This is a genomic window from Catenovulum sp. SX2, assembly GCF_052056295.1.
Classification (GTDB): Bacteria; Pseudomonadota; Gammaproteobacteria; order Enterobacterales; family Alteromonadaceae; genus Catenovulum.
Genome location: NZ_CP182493.1, coordinates 447139 through 469365 on the forward strand (window position 1 = coordinate 447139; position 22227 = coordinate 469365).

The window sequence follows — 22227 nt, forward strand, 5'->3', positions numbered from 1 at the left end:
AAATTAAAAGCTCAGTGTCGCTTCTACCCCATATCGGCGGCCTTCGGCTCGAAAATCTTCCAGCATGCCTAAAAAGTTGATCAAATCAAATTTTAAATGACTATATTCAACGTCGGTTAAATTTTTGCCCCAAACTTTAACAATAAAGTTATCTGTCACAGTGTAATTTAATCCCGCGTTCCACAAAGTAAAAGCCTTTTGCTCTGCATAAGGGTTTTCATTTTGGTCAAAATAAAAGTCAGATTGATGATCGAAACCTATCATAACGGACAGGTCGCTAAATGTATAATTTAATCTACCTCCCACATTCCATTTGGATGCCAATGGTAGACGACTTTGTTTACGTTCACCCGTCACGGCATCTTCAAACTCAGCTTCAGCTTTAGGCAAATAGCCAATAGACAACCTAGTATCGAGATTATCTGATGGTTTGAAATACCAATCTAGGTCAACACCATAAATAGTAGACTTACCTACATTATCCAAAACTTGAATTGGCGGAGCACCGTCAACAGCAGAAGGTTGGTTTTGGAATATTTGTTGGTCTGTGTAGTCATAATAAAAAGCACTGGCTTGAATAAAGCTCGCTGAATCTTGTAACGAAATTTTGCTACCGATCTCATGCGCTAACAGTTGCTCCGCTCCATACTCAGCTCTTTCGGCTTCTTCTTTGGTCGCCAATAAACCAGCATTATATCCACCACTTTTGTAACCACTGGCAACTTTGTAGTAAAGATTAGAGCCTGAATCAAACTGATAGCGAAGCGAAGCGCTTCCAGACAAATTATTGTCGCTAACTTTTCCAGATAAATCCCAGTTCGGACAATTTGCGCCAAATGAACTAGCGTGTGACTCACCAGTAGAAAAACAACCAATTGCAGTTAGAATTGAATCATCGTTTAAACTATTGTCTAAAATTGTATCGACTCTCGAAACCGTATGATATTCAGTCGATTCATCTGTATAACGTCCACCAAGATTTAAGTACAAGTTTTCAGTTATCGAAAATTCAATTTCAGTAAACAAAGATGAAGCTGTCACTTCCAGTTCATTGTCATATAAAAACGTTGTGGTGTATTCATTAGGTAGGATGCCGGTTCCACGAAATGCTCTGAATATATCGCTAAAATTATCTTGGGTAATCTCTTCGTTTAAATAAAACGCGCCGATAGTCCAAGTAGTTTCATCCCAACTATTAACTAAGCGTATTTCATGGTTGGAGCTATCCGTTTCCACCCCCAAGGCGCCTTTACACAACTCTGCTGGGCTTGCATCACAGTTATAGGCAGAATAACGCTCTAAATGATTCAAGGCACCAATATAGATTAATTGACTGTAGTCAGTTAAATCTAACGTCAGTTTTGCTGAAAAACCATGAGCGTCTGTTTCATGAGGGCTGTAATTATCAACATTAACCGCATGAAAGTCATCCGTTCCGACATTATAACCAAAACCATCAAAACATTTGGTTGAACCAGCATCGCTTGGTGCACAAGGATTGCCACTTGCATCGACAACGCCAATATTCGCTGGCGGTTTAACAGTGCCTTGCCAATCTTCAGCTCTTGCTTTTAATAACAGATCCCAATTATCGCCAGTGTACTTGTAAATAGCTCTAATATTAGTTTGCTCCAAACCAGCTTTTGGACTTTGCGGGTGAAGATTAATTGTTGAATAGTCGTATTCTTGATGATTTACCACAATACGCGCTGCGGAGTTATTGGTAAGCGGTTGATTCAGCATCACTTCTAACAGACGATAATCCTGATTCCCTCCACCAGCTTTTACATGGGCGGAAAAATCTTGTTCTGGTTCATTAGAAAAAACCAGTATCGCACCACCTGTGGTATTGCGGCCAAACAATGTGCCTTGAGGACCTTTGAGAATTTCTACTTGCTTTACATCAAATAAGTTTACAATTTGATGGTTAACTGAACCTCCAACCGCATCATCTACATATATTGCAACAGGTGCCGTATTTGCAGTGTTGTAGTCTAAAAGTGACACACCACGAATACTAATAGCGGGCGGTGTGCCTTCAGCAGCGTTTTGCGTTATTTTAACGTTGGCCGCTAACGTAGACAGCTCAGTAGTGTCTTTGATTTTTAGAGCTTCTAACTCTTTATCAGTATACAAACTTACAGTTGTAGATACAGAAGATAACTCTTTTGCGCGTTTTTCAGCGTGTACCTTGATTACTTCTATACCTTGCTCAGTTTGCTGGGTTTCATCTATTCCTTTAGCAGAAACAAAGCCGACGCTCGCCACACATAAAAACGGTGGCAAGACAAAACCCATGTTCTTTTTCATTTAATTACCTTAAAACTTGAATCATAAGAGGCGTAATTTCTTTATATTGTAGACGAATTATTACGCCTCGCTAATTCCTTTAACTATTTTCCTTTTGGTTCAAAGCCATTTTCACCGTCAATTGACTCTGGGTAACCACAAATAGCGCGAGATGTTTGCATTCCCGCCATTGTCGCGGCTTCTACACAGCCAGCATTAACACCTGTACTCAACCAATCACCCGTTAAATACAAATTATTGAATATCGTTTCATCAGTTTTAAGCCTATAAGCGCTTGAACCTTTAACTGATAATACATAACGCTCGCTTGGATCGACATTACATCGCCAATATTGGCTGTTAAATCGATCTTCGCCTTGTTCATCTTGGTTTGCTAATAGTGAATTCCAATCAAACTCACCCTGCTGTGCAATACTCGGCCATAAGTTATAAATGTCATTTTTAAGCTGATTGACTGCGTTGTTTTTCACTTGAGATTTACATTCAGCAGGGAATTGATAATCATCTTTAGGTGGATAGTTATCAATTGGATACGCATTACAAAAGTAGCTGGCATTTTTCGGTTCATGATCGGCTGGCCAGTCTTCACGGCAAAGCAGTTGGTCCATTGCAGCCCATGTATCAAAAGGTTCGACAAATCCACTTAAAACTGGTTTTTCACCATTTTCAGGTAAATACTTCCAGCCTGTTTCAGCAACTGTTTTAGTTAACCACAGCTGATAAGCTTGTGTTGCGACGGTTTTAACTTTATCAACCATTTGTGCCAGTTTTGGATCTTTTTCTAATAACTTGGGGCATAAGTGAGGTATTGAGCCAACTGAAGGGCCAAATACCACTAAATCGAAATCAACACCTTTAGTTAAAGTTTTTTGCGGTAAATCCTCACCGGTTTTCTCTTTGTATACTTTTGCCCAATCAGACCAAAAACATTCAAGGTTAATGTCATTCTCTTGCAACCACGCTGCTTGCTGTGGATTTAACTCTTCATATTTAGGCTCAGACGGCCAACATGGTAAACCTTTAACGTCAACTAACGGATTATATGGTTTGTTCGGGTTATTTAACTGAACTTGCTCTGTAATAATAATTTGTTCAATGGAATCATCCCCTGGGATTAATTCTTCTACACAGTTAAAGAATTCAAATTTAACCCCTCGCTGAGTTAACAACTCATAAAATGGCGAAAATATGGTGTCGCCCATACCGGCCTGCATTTCCCACATTATTCCACCACGATAACATACAGCCATACGTAACATAGCCAATACAGATACACCCGCTTCAATATTTGGGTGTTCAAAGTCGCCATTCGGGTACGCAAAAGCCAAGTCATAAAAACCACGAACAATCGCTGAGTTAACGGTAAATTCTACATTTGCATCATGTATTGTTAACCACTCACGATAATCCCATTGATTTAAATAACCAAAACCACGCTGATGTACCTTATCTTCAATCAAACCAATAAACATGGTTAAACCTAAATCGGCACAAATGAATAAACGCCTGATTTCATCATTATTATCGAGTAATTCAGCAAATTCATGCTGCAACCACTTTCTCAGCGCATGGAATAAACGAGAGATAATCGAAGCATGAGCGTGCACTTGGCTCTCGTCAGCATCGGCGTGTATATGTGCCAATTGCTTAATTAATTCTATTGATTGGATAATATCGTTTTGCAGTGCATGTTCTATCGCTGCGACATCTTGTTTCAAATGGGTTGCCAAATGGCTTACGATATCTTTTAACGAGTCATGTTCAGCTAAATTAGTTTTATGCTGCTTGCCACTAATTTGATGTAACTCGGTTAAAAAATCTTTTAAGTAATAATAAGCAGCTCGAATAAACTCCCAAACCGTTAAATCTAAAGTGCTATCAGCTGGGTTCCCAGGAATAAATGGAAATTCATTTGGCCATGTTTTCCACTCGTTTTTGATGTGTTCTTGCAAAACCACAAAGTTTTGTGGCTTAAATGCCTCTTGCCAGGTAGCCAATGGCTTATCTTTTGGACGATTTAGCGTGTTATATACATTCTCAATGGTGCGGAATGAATTAACATACGCTCCAAACCAAATATGCAAACCATGTTCTTCAATGCGTTGACCATACTCTTTATTGCGACCACTCGCCCCTTTGCCACCGATGCGCCAACCCAATTGGTAAACTGTGATGTCATATTTATCTTGCCAGTCTTGCGATTCGGTTAAATAAAACGCCGCCGTCATTGCGGATACACCACCGCCTAATACGGCAACTTTTTGCTTTTGTGTCATAACAAATCCTTATTAATTTTTTGCAATTTCAATTGCTGCATCTTGGCTAAAATCGAACAACACATTAAACGGCAATAATGGTTGTTGGCTTGCAGTAGAAATGCCAAACATTTCATCAAGTGGGAACGAGTCTAAATGCTGCATATTAAATTGATATTTATGTGTATAAATAGCGGCACTATGTACTTTATCCACTTTCGATGGTGAATGAATAATCGCCTGATACAGTGCATCTTGCGCTTCGCCATCTGGATATTGTTTAAACAAGATTTGATTTATTTCGGGTGAGACTAATTGATGTAATGATTGTTTAATTGCGTTCCAATCAAAATCGAAAATCGACTCAGTGGAAGAGGAAATCAATTCTATCGCTTCTTTAATTATTTCAGCAACGCCAGAAACACTTTTAGCTTCGCCCTTTTCAACCATGTTTAATTCAAAGATTTGATGTGGTTTTAATGTAGAATCTGCTGAAAAAGTTTTAAATGCATCAACCGTTAAAGAAAATTTATCGGGCTCACCACCAATTGCAGGCATCTCAAATGTATTACTAAAATACTTGTTAAAACCCCAAGTTAAAGTGCCATTTAGCAAAGCATATAAGTTATTTACAACGATATAAGCCGGATAAAAATATATTTGGTCTACTTTATGTTTCACCATTTTTGCAACAGGCACCCAAATAATAATGTCTGTTTCTTGGCTCCAACCTGCATCTTTATATTGCGGATTGGTACTGACCATTTTTTCAATGTCAGTAAAAGTTAGCATTAAGTATTTTGATAAAGCTTTAAAATGGGTATTTTCGATTTCAACCGTATTAAGAGTTGAATCTAGGTAGGCTTGAATTTGTTTAAGCTGCCCTTCAATAAAAAAACCATACATGTTTGCATTAGTCATTTTACAAGGTGGTTTAGATACTACATTGCCGAGATAATGTTGATATAAAGCCATAAAAGTCTCCTTTTTTCGTTATTATTGTCTAATTACAACCAATGTTTTCTGTGATATCCAACTAATTCAACATATGCTGAACCTTGGTGTGAACCTGTCACTCCACACGCACCTTCCCAATACTTGATCCATAACCAAGCTTCGTCCAATTCTTGGTCGGCAACCAAAGGTGTAATAGTTAAATCGTATTCACCGGTTTTTAAATGCCATTTGGAAGGATAACGTCTTTGCGTATGTGGGCTCGTCCACCACTCTAAAATCTCTAGCGAATAATCTTTGGGGCCAAGTTCAATAGTTTCACCTTGCTCATTGGTGATTGAGCCCATGTGCTCTGATTCCCAATGGTAAGCAAAAATCATAATTTGCGTATTGGGCTCTAGTTGGATGGCAAACCACTGCCAGCCAACCAACATTGAGGCCTGTACCAATTCCCCATATTGACGATCAAACCAAAGGTTTCCACTGACATTTTCAGTTTGTCCATTGGTTGTGAGCTGCCCAATCGCTTGCATGCTTTCACGCGAATAATAATAGGTGTAACCGCCAAATTGGTATTCGTGTTTCTGTCCATCGTAATGAATAACAGCCGGACGTAATTCTTCAAGATTAAGCTCAAACTTGAAGTCATCTACAGTTATCAGTAGCTTGTCATTGCCACCGCCCCCAACAGCAGAGCAATTTCTCAGTAAATCATGTAAGGCGAATCCGTCGGTAACCTCTTTTGGAGCGCCCGGTACGTATGTCACTTTGCTATAAAATTTATCATTATCAATATCAGTAACTGCTGCATTAATCATTTGCACAGTCGTGAAATCTGACATTACTTTTTCGCCATGAATTTTATGCGCAATCATTTCAAATAAATGAATCGCGCTCGCGTCAACAGCAAAAAAGCATAATTCAATGCCAAAGCGCCGACCTGATTCAGTTGTGAGTTGTCCAGTCCAATACCACCATTGGATTAATTGATCATCTAAAAAAGCATCATCTTGCGGAAGTTGTACAGTGCGAGTCATTATCTTGGTTCTTAATTTTTATAATTGGAATCAAAACTATAGCCCAATTAAATGTAAAAAATAAGAAGATTTTCGAACTCTACAATATAGAAACAAAAATCCCCGAACTGGTCGGGGATTTTTTCAACACTGGGTTGATTACTAACGTGCGTCTTTAAGGGCTTGAATACGCTCGTCTAATGGTGGATGGCTGGAAAATAAACTCGCAAGTTTTGATTTGCTGTTTATGCCAAATGCCATCATTGAACCTTCTAAGCGGCTTTCTTGCGAATGTTTAAGCTTTTCTAAAGCAGCTATCATACCTTGACGGCTGGCTAAATGTGCGCCGCCTGTATCTGCACGGTATTCACGTTGGCGCGAAAACCATGCAACCACAATACTCGCGAGTATGCCAAAGAGTATTTCTAGTACAAACACAGTTGCGTAATAAGCTAAACCGCCCATGCCAGACTCGTTGTTATTGCCACGAGTTGCGTTGCTAATTATGCCTGCCACTACACGCGCTAAAAATATTACAAAGGTATTTACCACACCTTGAATTAACGTAAGGGTTACCATGTCGCCATTGGCTACGTGGCTTACTTCGTGGCCTAATACTGCTTCAGCTTCTTCTTTATTCATGTTGTGCAATAAACCTGTGCTTACTGCAACCAATGCATTATTTTTGTTTGCACCTGTGGCAAATGCGTTCATTTCTGGCGAGTCAAAAATTGCCACTTCAGGCATGCCTATTCCAGCTTTTTGCGCTTGACGACGTACAGTTTCAACCAACCATTGTTCGGTTGCATTGTGTGGTTGTTCAATTACATAAGCACCAGTTGAGCGTTTGGCTATCCATTTAGACATAAGTAACGAGATAAAGGCGCCGCCAAAACCAAATACGCCAGCCATTAGCAACAAGCCACCCATGCTTTGGCGTTGTATACCAAACACAGACATTAGAATACTTAAAACTATACCTAGGGTTAGCATAACCGCGATATTAGTAAGTAAGAACAGGACTATACGTTTCATATTTTCTCCGCGAAACTTAATCAGAACTGAGTTAAAGACATAATATGTCTAAAACAAAGATTATCAAGAGCGTCTAATAAAAATATTTTTTAATCGCCCTAGTTCAAGGATAAAGCGCGCTATTTATAAAGAGTATGAACATAAATGAGCACTTTCGACACAGAAATAGAGCAATTTAGCCAGCTCTAACCTTTATACAAGGCTAGGGTTAGTTCTCTGGCACTTTTATGGTCAACTATCGGCTTAGGGTAGTCTATTGCTACACGATATTTTTCTGCATATTCATGTGGTTTGTGTATCCATTTTTCAGGTATGTCTTTTAGCTCAGGGCAATACATTTTTATAAATGCGCCTTTGGCGTCAAATCTTTCACCTTGGGTAGTTGGGTTAAATATTCTAAAGTATGGCGCTGCATCGTGCCCGGTTGAGGCACACCACTGCCAACCGCCGTTATTGGCGGCATAATCACCATCAATCAACTTTTGCATAAAGTAGTCTTCGCCCCAGCGCCAATTTATGTGGAGGTCTTTTATTAAAAAGCTTGCCACTATCATGCGCAGGCGGTTGTGCATCCAGCCTAATTCGTTTAATTGGCGCATTGCTGCATCAACAATTGGAAAGCCTGTTTGCCCATTGCACCAAGCGTCAAAAACTGTGCGGTCGGTATTCCACTGAATATTTTGATATTGTGCTTTTACACTTTTGCCTTTGCTTATGTCAGGGTAATAAGCAGTTAAATGTTTATAAAATTCGCGCCAAATCAACTCACTTAACCACACACCTGGGCCTGTATCATTACTAAATACTTGCTCTTGGTGTTCTAATACAATTCGGTTAAGCGCTTGGCGTGGGCTTAATACACCGAGCGCAAAATAAGGAGACAATCGGCTGGTACACTTTGCAATTGGGAAATCTCGCTTATTGGCATAGTCTTGAATTTGCTCTCGACAAAATCCGCGTAATTGATTGATTACGTCGTCTTCAATATCTGTCCAACATTTTAACTGGTCAAGCGTTTCGCTTGGCACTGAATACGGATAATAAAATCTATCGAAGGTCAGTTGATTGTCTGTTTGAACTTTAGGTTTGGCATGGCTATTTGGTAAATTGCTCTGTAGTTGTCTCAACCACTGTTTTTTAAACGGGGTAAATACTTGATATGGTTCACCATCGTTTTTAACCACACTGCCCGGCGGCATTATTAAGTTGTCGTGATTAGCGATAATTTCACTGCAGTTTTGAACCCTTGTATTGCAGGTGTTAGTGAGCAACTGGGCTAAATATTCATCGCGTTTTATTTCATTTAATTCGTAATCATGAGTTATATGGCAATGGCTAACTTGCTGCGTTTGGCAAAAATCAGCCACCCATTCAGCTGATTGTTGGTAAGTATCACAATTATGCACTACCAGCGGTATGTTTAAATCTGCTAACTCTTGTTGCAGGCGCATTACTCGCGCTTTGATTAACGCAAGTTTTATCTCTGCCATCTGTTGCTGTTGCCATTGTTTTTGGGTAAATACAAATATAGCTACTATGCCCTGCTTAAGTTCATTTGCTTTGGCGACAGCTTGTGATAACCCTGTGTGATCGTATGTTCTAAGATCGTTTCTATACCATATTAGTTGCATTAGCCGTGTAGTCCCATTTTCAGCGGATAAGGAGAAAAGTAGCTTTGCTGATTTAAATAATCATTCGGGTACTTTTTCAAAAAATGTTTAATTAGCGTCAGTGGTGCCAGTAATGGCACTAAACCAGCGCGGTATTGCATTATTAAGTCTGATAACTCTTGTTTGTCGTGCGCAGTTAGCTGCTTTTTAAAATAACCTTGAATATGCTGCATTACATTACAGTGTTTTTTACGCCCGGCTATGTTTTTTAACGCTGCCATTAGCTCGGTAAAATACAAAGGTTTTATATCAGATAAACTGAGTTTTTCAGCATTTGCCACTAGCTTGCCTAAACTCTTATATGCTTGGTAACTGTGTGACATTATTTGATATTTATGCTGACTATGAAATTTCACTAAGTCGGCCATTTTGTCGCTATTGGCTACGTTTTTATGCCAAGTAGCATGTACGTAGACACGGGCGATAAAGTTTTCTCTAAGTTGCGAGTCGTTTAAACGGCCGTCTTCTTCAACTGGCAGATTTGGGTGCATTTGCATTAGTTTCTGCGTGAATAAACCAATACCGTCTTTACGAATTTGTTTACCGTCAATGTCGTATACTTTCATACGCTCCATACCACAACTTGGTGATTTAGAAGTAACGATAAATCCATTTAATCCGGTTAGTGATGCGCATTTTTTCTCAGCAAAGTCTTGCATTTGTTTGGTGTAATCTATGCTGGCATCGCGACTGTCTAACAATAAAATTTGCTGATTATGCTCAACTAAACGAATAGGTTTACGTGGAATAGACATACCTATGCCAACTTCTGGGCACACTCTATGGTAATTGGCGTAGTTTACTAAGACTTGGTTGGCAAAATAGAGATTTTTATGTCCGCCGTCAAAACGAACATTTTCGCCTAATAAACAGGCACTGATACCAATATCGACTTTGGGAAATTGTTTGTCCATTTTTATCCTTAACTCGCAAATTTTATTCAAATTAAATCTACGAGTTAAAGAATAGAATGGATCAGCTAAAACTTACCAGTATTGCACAAAGTTTTCTGCTGATGGTCTTTGTTTTGTTGGTACTTCGCCATCGGCTGTACCTAAATATAAATATCCAACTATTTCTTCATTGTCGGCTAAATTCAGCTGTTTGGTGACATGTGGGTGATAAGCATATGCGCCTGTGCGCCAAATACCTTGAAAACCTTGGGCAACCGCGGCCATTTGCATGGCTTGTACACTACAACCTGCAGCAATAAGCTGTTCGCTTTCTGGTACTTTGTGATCTGAGGTTAATTTAGCAATTACCGCAATTATCATAGGTGCTCGTAGTGGCATATTTTTAGCTTTGGTGATTTGCTCATCTGCAGCTTGGTCTTGCTCGGCTGCTTCAGCAAAAATTTCACCTAAATCTTTTAACGATTCATCTTTAAACACAATAAAACGCCATGGCGTTAATCCACCATGATCAGGTACATTGCAACCAGCTTGTAATATATTGTTTAACTGTTCACCTTGCGGTGCAGGGTAAATAAGTTTGTTGTAAGAAACTCGGTTTAATAAAAGGTCTAATGCGTTCATTGCTTTGTCCTAGCTGCTAGACATACATACTGTCTTCATCTTCCGGCTGACTTTCTAATTTAAAAGGCGTGCGGCTGTGGAATATGTCTTGAAAAATGATATATAAAGTACAGTGCATTATAGGTAGTAAAAAGATTAGCCCTAACCCTGCAGGCATTATTGCCAATACCATGGCAAAAATCATGATTACGCCGAATACTGTCATGCTGATACTATTTTTAAAGCCACCCACAAACGACATTTTTATCGCCTGCCAAACATTAATTTTATGCAATATGATTAGCGCAGGTGCAAATAACATGGCTAATAATATAGGCGCATAAAAAATTAACAGTACAATACTAAGTTGGTAGACATCGTTAACGTTCGGTGTAGCCAGTTGATCAAAACCTGTGATTTGCGCTGCCAATTCATAACAAATGTATACACCTATCATATTGACTAAGATGACTTGAATAAGCGGCATTAAACTTTGTTTAAAACCATCAAACACTCGTTTGTGGTCAAATTGTTTCGTATGAAAAGCTGTATGCGCAAGCGGAAATAAACCCGCGAGTAAAACATTACCAATAATTTGCCCCACAACAGGGATAACCGACAACGCCAATAACAAAACGTATAGAGAAAGCGTTACCCCAATCCATGGCAATTTGTGTTGACTGAATATAGTTAAACCATCTTTAAACCAATCAAAAGCCGCTTTGGCTGGGCGCACGCGAATGACTATTTGTTGGTCTGAATTGTTTGAAGATACAGGTTGCATTATTTGTAGTTAACCAAATTTAGTGGATAGAGCAAATATTATTGTTAATATCGTCTAGCTGCATTTTTATCATAGGCGCAAGTGGGTCTGCCGGGCATTGTTCGATAAAATATTTGTAGTCAGCTACCGCATGCGAGTCACAGTTTAATTGCTGTAATACAAAACCTCTATCTCTGCGCTCGTATGGGTTTTCAGGTTCAAAGCTGATTATTAAGTCAACTACTTCAAGTGCTTTGGCAAATAATGCTTTATCCATAAGTGCAGTTTTGTACATGCTGAGCAACAACATGCCTATGGTTTGTTCGTCTGGTAGCTCTATTTGGTTTTGTTTTTTGTCTTTAATATTGAGGTATTGTTTTACTTCATCCCACTCTAAACTGACACCTGCACTGGCTTCAATAAATACGAACTGATTATCTTCTAATTCTATACGGACTAATACTTTGTGCCTTGCAATAATGGCGTGTGCTTCTAACCTAGCGGCGGTAAATAAATCAGCCAGAATAATAGCCAACACAGGTGAAGATGCGGTATGAGTATTGAGCGCTGTAACTAAGTCGTAATCTTGCGGTTTATTTAATGATGTAGGTGTGCCGAATATGCTTTGTGTATAAAAGAAGTCGAGCACAAAGTGAATACGCTCTATCGGATCATCCATGTCGATTGTGGTCAATTCAACAGTTTGCACTAGATTATGGTGTTGCTCTATTGCCGAATTAAATTGTTTTTTTGCTGAAATTGGCTCAAGTAATTCTAAGCAATAACTGACGATGGATTGATTATCTAACAATTTGGCCCCTACAAAACTTTTTTAATACTGTTATCTTATGGGGGCGCTAATCTGTTTTTCAAGTTTTCAATCAGGATAATTCTTCAGTACGTCTTCAAAATCTTGATATTTCTCAACAAAAATATCCACCAGCTCAGGGTCAAAATGAAGACCACTTTGCGCTTTAATTTCGGCAATGGTAGTTTCTGCATCCCAAGCTTTTTTATAACAGCGCTCGCACCTTAATGCATCGAACACATCTGCAATTGCAACAATTCGCCCATATAAATGAATGTCTTTGCCCTTTTTCCCATCAGGGTATCCGGTGCCATCCCAACGCTCATGATGATCACGGGCAATTAATGCCCCAGCTTTAATTATTGGCCGTTCACTGCCAGCTAAAATATGGTAGCCCAATGACGCATGTTTACGCATAACCGTCATTTCTTCTGGCGTTAATGGCCCAGCTTTATTTAATATTTTGTCCGGTATACCTATTTTGCCAACATCGTGTAATGGTGCAGCCAGTACCAATGTATCTACGTCCTCAATTGGCAGGCCTAAATGTTCACCAAATAACCGACAATATGCTGCGACACGTTTAACATGATTGCCTGTTTCTTCTGACCGACACTCAACAGATTCGCTTAAGCGCATAACAATTTCGCGCTGAGTGTCTTCAATATCTTGCGTTAAGATTACGTTGTCGTAGGCTATCTGGACATTTTTAGTAAAGAGTTCTATTAGGTGCTTGTCGGTAGCAGTTAGTTCTTCAGAGATATTCGCTATATATAATAAAGCTCTATGATTAGAGTGGCTTTCACAATAAGCGACAATAAAGTCTTCGCCGTAAACAATGTCTTTGTCATTAATTGCGTGATCAAAGGCCTCTTTCATATTCGGTTGAATCACTTCAAAAACTTTTTTGCCTTCCAAGTCAGCAAATTCACCTTGCCCTGTCACTACCACGAGTTCACCATCAACTAAATGATCATCCGCCACTAACGAGGTAACGTACATGGCTTCGTTGGTACAATTAATAATAGAAGTCAGTTGGCGTAAAATACCATTGATAAAGGTATCCATCGAATGGTTGGCAAACAGGTTGGCCGAAGCTTTGATGATAGTTTCTAAACCAACGCGGTTTTTTTCTATCGACATAATGTCGCGGTACGAGCGCAAACTCGCCATAATTACAGTAAAAAGTTTTTGCGCTGTTAATTCGGTTTTAGATTTATAGTCGTTAATATCATAGTTAATAATGACATGGCGCTCTGGTGCTTGCCCTGGTTGACCGGTGCGTAAAATAATACGGACAAACTGGTTGTTGGCTTCTTTTCTGATAAACTCAGCAACTTGTAAACCAGCATCGTCTGTTTCCATCACTACATCTAATAATATGATGGCCGTGTCTGGATGTTCAATAATCAGCTCTTTGGCTTCAGCACCTGAATAGGCACTGATAAATTCTAAACTGTGGTGTTGAAAGGTAAAGTCGCTCAAAGCGAGTTTAGTTACCGCATGTACTTCTGGCTCATCGTCAACTATTAGTACTTTCCAAGATTTCTCGTAACCTACTTCTTCTTCGCCTTCATCGTCGGTAAATAAAAAATCGTCGTTCATGCACTCTTCCCCAAAAACGTGCGTGTATATCACTCTTAAAAAATTAGTTCAGAGTTGGCGAATTGACAAGTTTAACGCTAGTTTATTCAATAATTTGAGGAATATGCATAGGTTATTCTATCTTGGTCTGCTATGTCTTTAGCTGTTTTAATGTTTTGATAGTTTAACTTTTTAAGAATATCCTGCACTTGCTGAGCTTGCTCAAAACCATGTTCGATGGCGATTAAGCCACCTTTATTTAAGAACTTAATCGCTTGCTCGGCTATATGCTGAATATCGGCTAAACCTTTATCGTCAGCAACTAATGCTGACAAAGGTTCAAACCTAACATCACCTTGTGATAAATGGGGGTCAGTTTTATCTATATATGGGGGGTTAGATACAATAATATCGAACTGTTGATTTGTATTGGCTAAAGGTTCAAACCAACTGCCTTGATAGATTTGTATTGGTAATTTTAGCTTTAATGAATTTTGCTCAGCTAGTTTTACAGCATCCGCATTGTATTCAACAGCCGATACCTGCCAATTCGGAAATTCAGATTTTATTGCCAGCGCAATTGCACCTGTGCCTGTACCTAAATCTAATACCTTGAGTGTTTTATCAGCGAGTTCGCTATTCTCAGCTACATGGTTTAGTACAACTTCAACTAAGGTTTCTGTGTCAGGCCTAGGTATAAGTGTGCTTGGATTTACACTTAGTTCTAATCCCCAAAACTCTCTTGTACCTAGAATATGTGCGATAGGTTTGCCGCTTAACCTTTGTTGCACATAATCACAAAATATATCTCGCTGTTTTTCGCTCAAACATTTGTCTGGCCAAGTTAATAAATACACCCGATTCGTTTGTTCAATCGCTTGTAATAACAATAACTGTGCATCTATTTGAGGTGATTCTGATTCAATAAATAAATCAGCTGCCCAACGCCAAGCTTTATCTAAGCTGGTTGGGCAGTTTTGTTTGAGTGTGGTCATTAACTGTCTGACAGAGCAGCTAATTGGTCAGCTTGATATTCGTGAATAAGTGGCTCAACTACTGAGTCTAAATCACCTTCAACTACTTCAGTTAGTTTATATAAAGTAAGGTTGATTCTATGGTCGGTAATTCGACCTTGTGGGTAGTTGTAGGTACGAATACGCTCTGAACGATCACCACTACCAACTAAGTTGCGACGTGTAGATTCTTCTTCTAAACGGCGTTTTTCATCTTCTGCTGCTTGAATACGTGCAACCAATACAGACATAGCTTTTGCTTTGTTTTTATGTTGCGAACGCTCATCCTGACACTCTACTACAACACCTGTTGGTAAATGGGTAATACGTACCGCAGAATCAGTTCTGTTAACGTGCTGACCACCCGCGCCTGATGCACGGAAAGTATCGATACGTAAATCAGCTGGATTAATTTGCACAGCTTCTGATTCTGGTACTTCTGGTAATAATGCAACTGTACAAGCAGATGTATGAATACGACCTTGTGATTCAGTTTCTGGTACACGTTGTACACGGTGACCGCCTGATTCAAATTTTAAACGTCCATATGCACCATCACCAACAATGCGTGCAACAACTTCTTTATAACCGCCCTGCTCACTTACATTCTCACTCACTAATTCAACACGCCAACTTTTACGCTCTGCGTAACGTGAATACATACGGAATAAATCGCCAGCAAAAATACCCGCTTCGTCACCACCAGCACCGGCACGAATTTCAATAAAGCAATTGCGATCGTCATTTGGATCTTTTGGTAATAACAAGATTTGTAGGTCTTGACGCAATTGCTCTAAAATTACTTTGGCCGCTTTCATTTCTTCTTGCGCCATTTCTTTAAGCTCAGGATCGTCTTCATTGAGCATTTCTTCAGCGGTTGCTAAATCTTCTTGCGCTTGCTGATAATCTTTAAAGGCTTTTACTACTTCTTCTAACTGCGAATACTCTTTGGATAAAGCTTTGAATTTATCTTGATCAGATATAACGTCGCCGTCGCTCAATAGTGCTTGAACTTCTTCATAACGCTCATCAAGCGCTTCTAGTTTACGAATTATCGATTCTTTCATGGGTAAGTTTTACTCTGGCTCTATGCCTAAATGTTCGGCTAAAAATTCTATGTTGGTTTTATCTTCCGCTGTGGCTGCTTGACGTAGTGCCACTGTAGGTGGATGGACCAATTGATTGGTTAATTTGCTTGCAAGCTCGGTGACGACTTTGTCGGCATCTACTCCTTGCGATAATTGATTTAACGCGCGGTTTAATAATTGTTGTTTTATTTCGTCCGCTTGGCTGCGGTAGTTTCTAACATAATCTACTGATTGGCGTGAAGCCAACCAAAGGTTAAACTTTTCAACATCCGCTTTTATCATTTGTTCAGCTTGCTCAGCTGCTTTTAAACGCTTTTGCTGATTTTTCTGAACTATGCCTTGTAAGTCATCAACTGTATATAAATAGACGTTGTCTACATCATTTACTTGGGTTTCTATATCTCTAGGTACTGCAATATCTACCATAAACATTGGGCGGTTGCGTCTTTGATGCATAGCACTTTCAACCATACCTTTACCTATCAATGGTAAAGTACTGGCGGTTGAACTTACGACGATATCAGCATTGACTAATAATTCTGGAATTTGCGATAAAGTTGCGGTTTTAGCGTTAAAACTTTCAGCTAATAACTCAGCCCGTTGAATGCTACGGTTAGCAACGGTTATTTTATCTGCGCCCGCTTCAGCAATATGGCGCGCAACTAACTCTATAGTTTCGCCTGCACCAACCAATAACACGTTAACTTTGCTTAAATCATCAAATATGTGTTTGGATAAACTCACAGCGGCGAAAGCGACCGATACTGCTGCTTCGCCAATTTCAGTATTGGTGCGAACATCTTTAGCAATAGAAAATGAGCTTTGGAATAACCGCGATAATATGCCACCAACAAAACTGTGCTGTTCGGCAACTGCGTAAGATTGTTTCAACTGCCCAAGGATCTGTGGTTCACCTAACACCATAGAATCTAAGCCACAAGCGACCCGCATTAAATGACTAATAGCAGCATCATCGTGGTAAAAATATACATGTTCAGCAAGGCTGCTGGCATTTAAACCATGGGTGGCTGCTAACCAGTCTATTGCGCTTTGCTTGCTATATTGGGGCGCGTTCAGATAAACTTCGGTTCGATTACAGGTTGAGACTACAACAGCTTCATTTACAGCATATTGTTGTTTGAGTTCGAACACAGATTCAACAATTTGTTCTGTCGAAAAGGCAACTTTCTCCCGTATGCTAACTGGAGCTGTTTTGTAACTAATACCGAAAGAAAATAATGCCATTGATTCTGTTACAGTTTATTGTTGAACATTCAGTTAAGATGGAAAGACGCTAATTTTACGAGATGGACGAGCAGATTGAAAGCTTTTAGCTATTGCATTCGTGGTTATTTATTAGGTTTAGCCGTATTTTTAACCGGTTGTGCACTTAAACCCGACATGCCACAACTGGAAGAGATATATTCGCCAGCACAAATTCAAAGTTTTACCGCCGAAGGAAAAATTGCATTTATTCGTGGTAAAGACAGAGAATCAGTTAATTTTTATTGGCAGCAGCAACAACAAAATTACCACATTAGTTTAAATACCTTTTTAGGCATTCAAGTAGCCGACATTGAAGGCTTTACCCCACCTAAACGTGTTGCCAGCAAACAATTGCCTGCGCATATTAAAATTGAAGCAGATGGCAATACTTATCAGTCAAACGCGCCAGAACAATTGTTAGAACAAGTAATAGGCTGGCCAATTCCTATTAATAAAGTTGCCAATTGGGCAAAAGGCCATCACGAAGGAGTGATTATGAGCCGCCATGAAGATGGCAGCGCAAAAAAAGTATTTGTGCGCACTCAGTTTGATCAAGAATGGCGACTAGAATATTTAAGTTACCACACACTTGGGCATATTAAATTACCGAAAAAAGTTAAATGCCAATATTTAGATTTCACTTTAATTATGCAAATTAATGAATGGAAAGAGATTAATCAATGAGCCAAAGTTATACCTGTTTAGCCCCTGCGAAAATTAATTGGTTTTTGCATATTACTGGTAAACGCGCCAATGGTTATCACGAACTTAGCACCCTTTTTCAGTTTGTAGATTTAGCCGACGAACTGACTTTTACCCTAACAGATTCGACTGACATTGAATTATCAGGTGATTTATCCGGTGTTGCAGCAGAGAAAAACCTAGTTTACAAAGCGGCTGACTTAATGCGTAAACACTTTAACTTAAACAAAGGAATATCAATAAGTGTAACTAAGCGCATACCTTCGGGTGCTGGTTTAGGTGGAGGTTCATCGGATGCGGCCACCACTATGTTAATGCTAAATAAGCTTTGGCATATTAACGCATCAGAACAAGAATTAATTGAGTTAGCTGCGGGTTTAGGCGCAGATGTGCCGATTTTTATTTATGGTAAAACCGCTTTTGCCACTGGCATTGGTGAGTTTTTAACCCCGAGTGAGCAACCCGAAATAGATTTGTTATTGGCCATTCCAGAAAATTGCCACATCTCTACTCCGGCTATGTTTGCTCAACCTCAGCTCAAACGAGACAGTGAAATTATTGCGCCAAATCAGTATATTTTTGAAAAAACACGCAACGATTTTGAATCAGTGGTAAAGGAAGTGCAACCTCAGGTTGCCAAAACCTTACACTGGTTGGTAGAATACGCGCCATCCAGACTGACGGGTACAGGTGCGTGCTGTTTTTCTCTTGTTGCAAACAAACAACAAGCCGAAAAAATGGCAGAGCAAGCTCCAGAAGGCATTAAAACTTTTGTTGTAAAAACCCTGAAGAATTCGCCTGTTCATCTATATTTAGCAGAACAGTTTCGTAATTAACCATTAATCAAATTGCCTGAGGTTCACCACTGTGCCTGATATGAAAATATTCACAGGAAACGCTACCCCTGAGTTAGCTCAACGAATTGCTAACCGTTTGTATACTAAACTAGGCTCAGCCGTTGTTGGTCGCTTTAGCGATGGCGAAATTAGTGTGCAAATAAACGAAAATGTTCGTGGGGCGGACGTTTTTGTGATTCAATCAACTTGTGCACCAACTAACGACAACATTATGGAATTAATTGTAATGATTGATGCATTACGCCGTGCTTCTGCTGGCCGTATCACTGCCGTTATTCCATATTTTGGTTATGCTCGCCAAGACAGACGTGTTCGTTCTGCTCGTGTTCCTATCACTGCAAAAGTTGTTGCTGATTTCTTATCTAGCGTAGGTGTTGACCGCGTATTAACGGTAGATTTACACGCTGAGCAAATTCAAGGTTTCTTCGACGTTCCTGTAGATAACGTATTCGGTAGCCCAATTTTAATTGAGCACATGTGGGAACAAAAATTTGAAAACCCTGTTGTTGTTTCTCCAGACATCGGCGGTGTTGTACGTGCTCGTGCGGTTGCTAAACAATTTAATGATTGTGACTTAGCGATTATCGACAAACGTCGCCCTCGCGCTAATGTTGCGCAAGTAATGCATATTATTGGTGATGTTGAAGGCCGCGACTGTATTATTGTTGACGACATGATAGATACAGGTGGCACTTTATGTAAAGCAGCTGCAGCACTTAAAGAAAAAGGTGCTCGCCAAGTATTTGCATATGCTACGCACGCAGTATTTTCTGGTAATGCAGTTGAAAACATTCGTGATTCATTAATTGATAAATTGGTTATTACCGATTCAATTCCATTAAGTGATGAAATGCGCAAAGTTGATAAAGTTCATCAGTTAACTTTAAGCTCTATGCTGGCTGAAGCAATTCGTCGTGTAAGCAATGAAGAATCAATTTCAGCAATGTTTGATGGTTAGTTTAATAAATTAAACAACCGCAAAATTGATTAAAGAAAAAAAACCGCTACAGCTTTGCTCTAGCGGTTTTTTGTTAGCTTTTTGTATTTTATTTGTTGTATATTCTGTAACCACTATAAACCCAACCATAGGGTTACACATGACAATAATAAAAAAATTTGCCCGGGGCTTGCTTGTTACCAGCTTGTTCTGTGCAAACCAAGCATATGCAATACAAGCGCAACAACAAGAAATTTTGGCGAGCATGAAAAAAGCCAGCCAATTTATGACAGAGACAGTAAGTTACCAAGGTGGTTATGTTTGGTCTTACTTACCTGACTTTTCTAGGCGTTGGGGCGAAATGGAAGCAAAGCCAACTATGGTTTGGGTTCAACCGCCTGGCACTGCAACTATGGGGCATCTGTTTTTAGACGCCTACCATGTCACTAAAGATGAATTTTATTTTCATGCCGCAGAGCAAGTGGCGTCAGCACTAATCAAAGGCCAACACCCTAGTGGCGGTTGGAATTATATGTTTGATTTAGCCGGTGAAGAGTCATTAAAAGATTGGTATCAAACCACAGGTGCAAACGGCTGGCGACTAGAAGAATTTCATCATTATTATGGTAATGCGACTTTTGATGATGGTGGTACTTTCGATGCATCTGTGTTTTTACTTAGGCTTTACCTAGCCAAAAACCAAACTAAATATCGCGAACCTTTATATCGAGCAGTAAATTTTGTTTTAGACAGCCAGTATGAAGTTGGCGGTTGGCCACAAAGATACCCACCGGCTGCAGCATATTCAGTAAAAGGCCAAGCAGATTATTCGGCCAATATTACTTTTAATGATGATGTTGCTGCGAATAATTTAATGTTGTTAAGTTATTGCTTGCTGTATTTAAACGATCCTACTTTGACCCCTGAGTTGATTAAGGCGATCCATTCTGGAATGCAGGTATTTGTAAAACTTAAACAACCATTGCCTCAACCAGCTTGGGCTTTACAATACACATTAGATCTACAACCTTCTGCTGCACGCAGTTATGAACCTTTATCTTTGTCGACAAGTGCCACCGCTAGCATTTTAGATTTATTAATGGATTTTTATTTAGTGACTGGGAATAGCGAGTTCTTACAGGGTATTGATGAAAGTTTAGCTTGGTTTGATCTGGTAAAACTGCCTGCCGCTGAAATTAAAAATAACCGTACACATCCCAAGATGGTGGAGATTGGTACAAACAAAACTCTGTATTTACACAGAACTGGTTCAAACGTAACCAATGGGCGCTATTACATTGATTATCAGCCAGCTAATCAAGTGATCCATTATCCATCTATTGGTCGATTTGAAATCGCCGAACTCAAAAGTAAATACCAAAACATTTTACAAAACCCAATTGAAAAACCAAAACTACAACATGGTTTAATTATCGAAAATTTACCTAAGTTACCCGATTTATTTGTTGTTAAACGCTATGCTAAACGCAGCAATAAATCAGTTGAACAAGTTTTGCAATCACTCAACCAACAAGGTTATTGGCCTGCCAAATTGAGATATATCACCAACCCGTATATTGGCCCTTCACCGGCAGAAGTTGCCCAAGGTGAGTACAGTACAACTTATGTCGGTGATAAATACGACACTTCCCCCTACCCTGCAACAGATAAAGTTGAAGGAATTGATCTTAGAGAATACATAAAAAATATGAGCTTATTATTAAAAAATTTGGAGAAACACAATGCGCTATCACACTAAACTTTTAATTGCTTTATTCAGTATATTTTTATTTGCCAGTTGCACTAGCACGACCACCAAAACAGACCAAAGTGAGATTAACAGCCTTGTTTGGCGTTTTGATAATCTCAGCCAAGTTGGTGGCTTTAGCACTGAATTAGAAGGTTCACCAACCTTAGTTACAACGCCGATTAACTCTACTAAATTTAATGGTTTAAACGATAGAATCCAAGTACATGGCAACATTATAGCTGGCATGCAAAGTTTTACTTTAGAGCTAGTAGCCAAACCGCTTGTACCAACGAAAAAAGGACGGGAGCCACGCATTGTTCATATAGAAGATTTGTCTAATTCAAAACACAGGTTAACCTTAGAAATGCGTTTTAATGAACAAAATCAATGGTATTTAGATGCATTTTTATTAGATGGCGATTCTAGATACACCTTAATTGACAGCTCACTCACGCATGAAAATGGTCGTTGGTATAACTTAGCAATCACTTATGAAAATGGTGTATTTAGCTCGTATGTAAATGGTAAAAAAGAGCTAACAGCACAAGTTAATTTCGGTGCAATGAGCAACCAAGCACAAACCTCTGTCGGCGCGAGAATGAATAAAGTACATTATTTTAATGGCGAGATTAAGAAATTACGTGCAACCCCAAGGGTGTTAAGTTCAGAAGAAATGTTGCAGGTTGAATAAGAAAAGGCTTGTTG

General features: G+C 39.3%; 19 protein-coding genes. 5 read left to right on the forward strand and 14 right to left on the reverse strand.

The genetic code is table 11. The features are described 5' to 3' along the window. Positions 1–3 precede the first annotated feature (3 nt). The 14 genes from ACMZOO_RS01940 to hemA all read right to left on the reverse strand — a co-directional run bounded on the left by ACMZOO_RS01940 (position 4) and on the right by hemA (position 17255). Positions 4–2310 (reverse strand): TonB-dependent receptor, encoded by a 2307-nt coding sequence (locus ACMZOO_RS01940; protein ID WP_440905080.1) that lies wholly within the window; start codon positions 2308–2310, stop codon positions 4–6. An 83-nt stretch (positions 2311–2393) separates the two neighbouring features. Then, on the reverse strand, positions 2394–4586 hold the full coding sequence (locus ACMZOO_RS01945; RefSeq protein ID WP_440905082.1) for an NAD(P)-binding protein: 2193 nt from the start codon (positions 4584–4586) through the stop codon (positions 2394–2396). A 12-nt stretch (positions 4587–4598) separates the two neighbouring features. Further along, positions 4599–5540, reverse strand: coding sequence for an acetoacetate decarboxylase (locus tag ACMZOO_RS01950; protein ID WP_440905084.1), 942 nt, complete (start codon positions 5538–5540; stop codon positions 4599–4601). Between the two features lie 32 nt (positions 5541–5572). Further along, the gene (locus ACMZOO_RS01955; protein ID WP_440905085.1) at positions 5573–6556 is read right to left on the reverse strand and encodes a lipocalin family protein; all 984 of its coding nucleotides are present in this window, start codon (positions 6554–6556) and stop codon (positions 5573–5575) included. A gap of 141 nt (positions 6557–6697) precedes the next feature. Further along, on the reverse strand, positions 6698–7570 hold the full coding sequence (htpX, locus tag ACMZOO_RS01960) for a protease HtpX (protein ID WP_440905087.1): 873 nt from the start codon (positions 7568–7570) through the stop codon (positions 6698–6700). 185 nt (positions 7571–7755) lie between these two features. After that, entirely contained in the window at positions 7756–9201 is a 1446-nt protein-coding gene (gene phrB / locus ACMZOO_RS01965) for a deoxyribodipyrimidine photo-lyase (protein WP_440905089.1), read from the reverse strand. Continuing rightward, complete coding sequence (locus ACMZOO_RS01970) at positions 9201–10154, reverse strand: YbgA family protein (protein WP_440905091.1); 954 nt, start codon at positions 10152–10154, stop codon at positions 9201–9203. The genes phrB and ACMZOO_RS01970 overlap by 1 nt, the downstream gene beginning before the upstream one ends. Positions 10155–10226: 72 nt before the next feature. Further along, positions 10227–10775 carry an NAD(P)H nitroreductase gene (locus ACMZOO_RS01975; protein ID WP_440905093.1) on the reverse strand — a complete coding sequence of 183 codons (549 nt, stop codon included), beginning with the start codon at positions 10773–10775 and terminating at the stop codon, positions 10227–10229. Positions 10776–10791: 16 nt separating this feature from the next. Continuing rightward, positions 10792–11538 (reverse strand): BPSS1780 family membrane protein, encoded by a 747-nt coding sequence (locus ACMZOO_RS01980; protein ID WP_440905095.1) that lies wholly within the window; start codon positions 11536–11538, stop codon positions 10792–10794. 19 nt (positions 11539–11557) lie between these two features. After that, complete coding sequence (locus tag ACMZOO_RS01985; protein ID WP_440905097.1) at positions 11558–12328, reverse strand: tetratricopeptide repeat protein; 771 nt, start codon at positions 12326–12328, stop codon at positions 11558–11560. 66 nt (positions 12329–12394) lie between these two features. Next, positions 12395–13930, reverse strand: a complete 1536-nt coding sequence (locus tag ACMZOO_RS01990; protein WP_440905099.1) for a DUF3369 domain-containing protein — start codon at positions 13928–13930, stop codon at positions 12395–12397. Between the two features lie 86 nt (positions 13931–14016). Further along, positions 14017–14904 (reverse strand): peptide chain release factor N(5)-glutamine methyltransferase, encoded by an 888-nt coding sequence (prmC, locus tag ACMZOO_RS01995; RefSeq protein WP_440905101.1) that lies wholly within the window; start codon positions 14902–14904, stop codon positions 14017–14019. Next, positions 14904–15989: a peptide chain release factor 1 gene (gene prfA / locus ACMZOO_RS02000; protein ID WP_016954841.1), complete on the reverse strand. Its 1086-nt coding sequence runs from the start codon at positions 15987–15989 to the stop codon at positions 14904–14906. Before prfA ends, prmC begins: the two co-directional genes overlap by 1 nt. A gap of 9 nt (positions 15990–15998) precedes the next feature. Beyond that, on the reverse strand, positions 15999–17255 hold the full coding sequence (hemA, locus tag ACMZOO_RS02005; RefSeq protein ID WP_440905103.1) for a glutamyl-tRNA reductase: 1257 nt from the start codon (positions 17253–17255) through the stop codon (positions 15999–16001). 75 nt (positions 17256–17330) lie between these two features. Here hemA and lolB point away from each other — a divergent pair, with 75 nt between their 5' ends. The 5 genes from lolB to ACMZOO_RS02030 all read left to right on the forward strand — a co-directional run bounded on the left by lolB (position 17331) and on the right by ACMZOO_RS02030 (position 22213). Then, entirely contained in the window at positions 17331–17960 is a 630-nt protein-coding gene (lolB, locus tag ACMZOO_RS02010) for a lipoprotein insertase outer membrane protein LolB (protein ID WP_440905105.1), read from the forward strand. Next, positions 17957–18814: a 4-(cytidine 5'-diphospho)-2-C-methyl-D-erythritol kinase gene (ispE, locus tag ACMZOO_RS02015; RefSeq protein WP_440905107.1), complete on the forward strand. Its 858-nt coding sequence runs from the start codon at positions 17957–17959 to the stop codon at positions 18812–18814. Before lolB ends, ispE begins: the two co-directional genes overlap by 4 nt. A 31-nt stretch (positions 18815–18845) precedes the next feature. Continuing rightward, complete coding sequence (locus ACMZOO_RS02020; RefSeq protein WP_440905109.1) at positions 18846–19793, forward strand: ribose-phosphate pyrophosphokinase; 948 nt, start codon at positions 18846–18848, stop codon at positions 19791–19793. Positions 19794–19932: 139 nt separating this feature from the next. After that, on the forward strand, positions 19933–21531 hold the full coding sequence (locus ACMZOO_RS02025) for a pectate lyase (protein ID WP_440905111.1): 1599 nt from the start codon (positions 19933–19935) through the stop codon (positions 21529–21531). Next, positions 21515–22213 carry a LamG domain-containing protein gene (locus tag ACMZOO_RS02030; protein ID WP_440905113.1) on the forward strand — a complete coding sequence of 233 codons (699 nt, stop codon included), beginning with the start codon at positions 21515–21517 and terminating at the stop codon, positions 22211–22213. The genes ACMZOO_RS02025 and ACMZOO_RS02030 overlap by 17 nt, the downstream gene beginning before the upstream one ends. Positions 22214–22227: the final 14 nt, after the last annotated feature.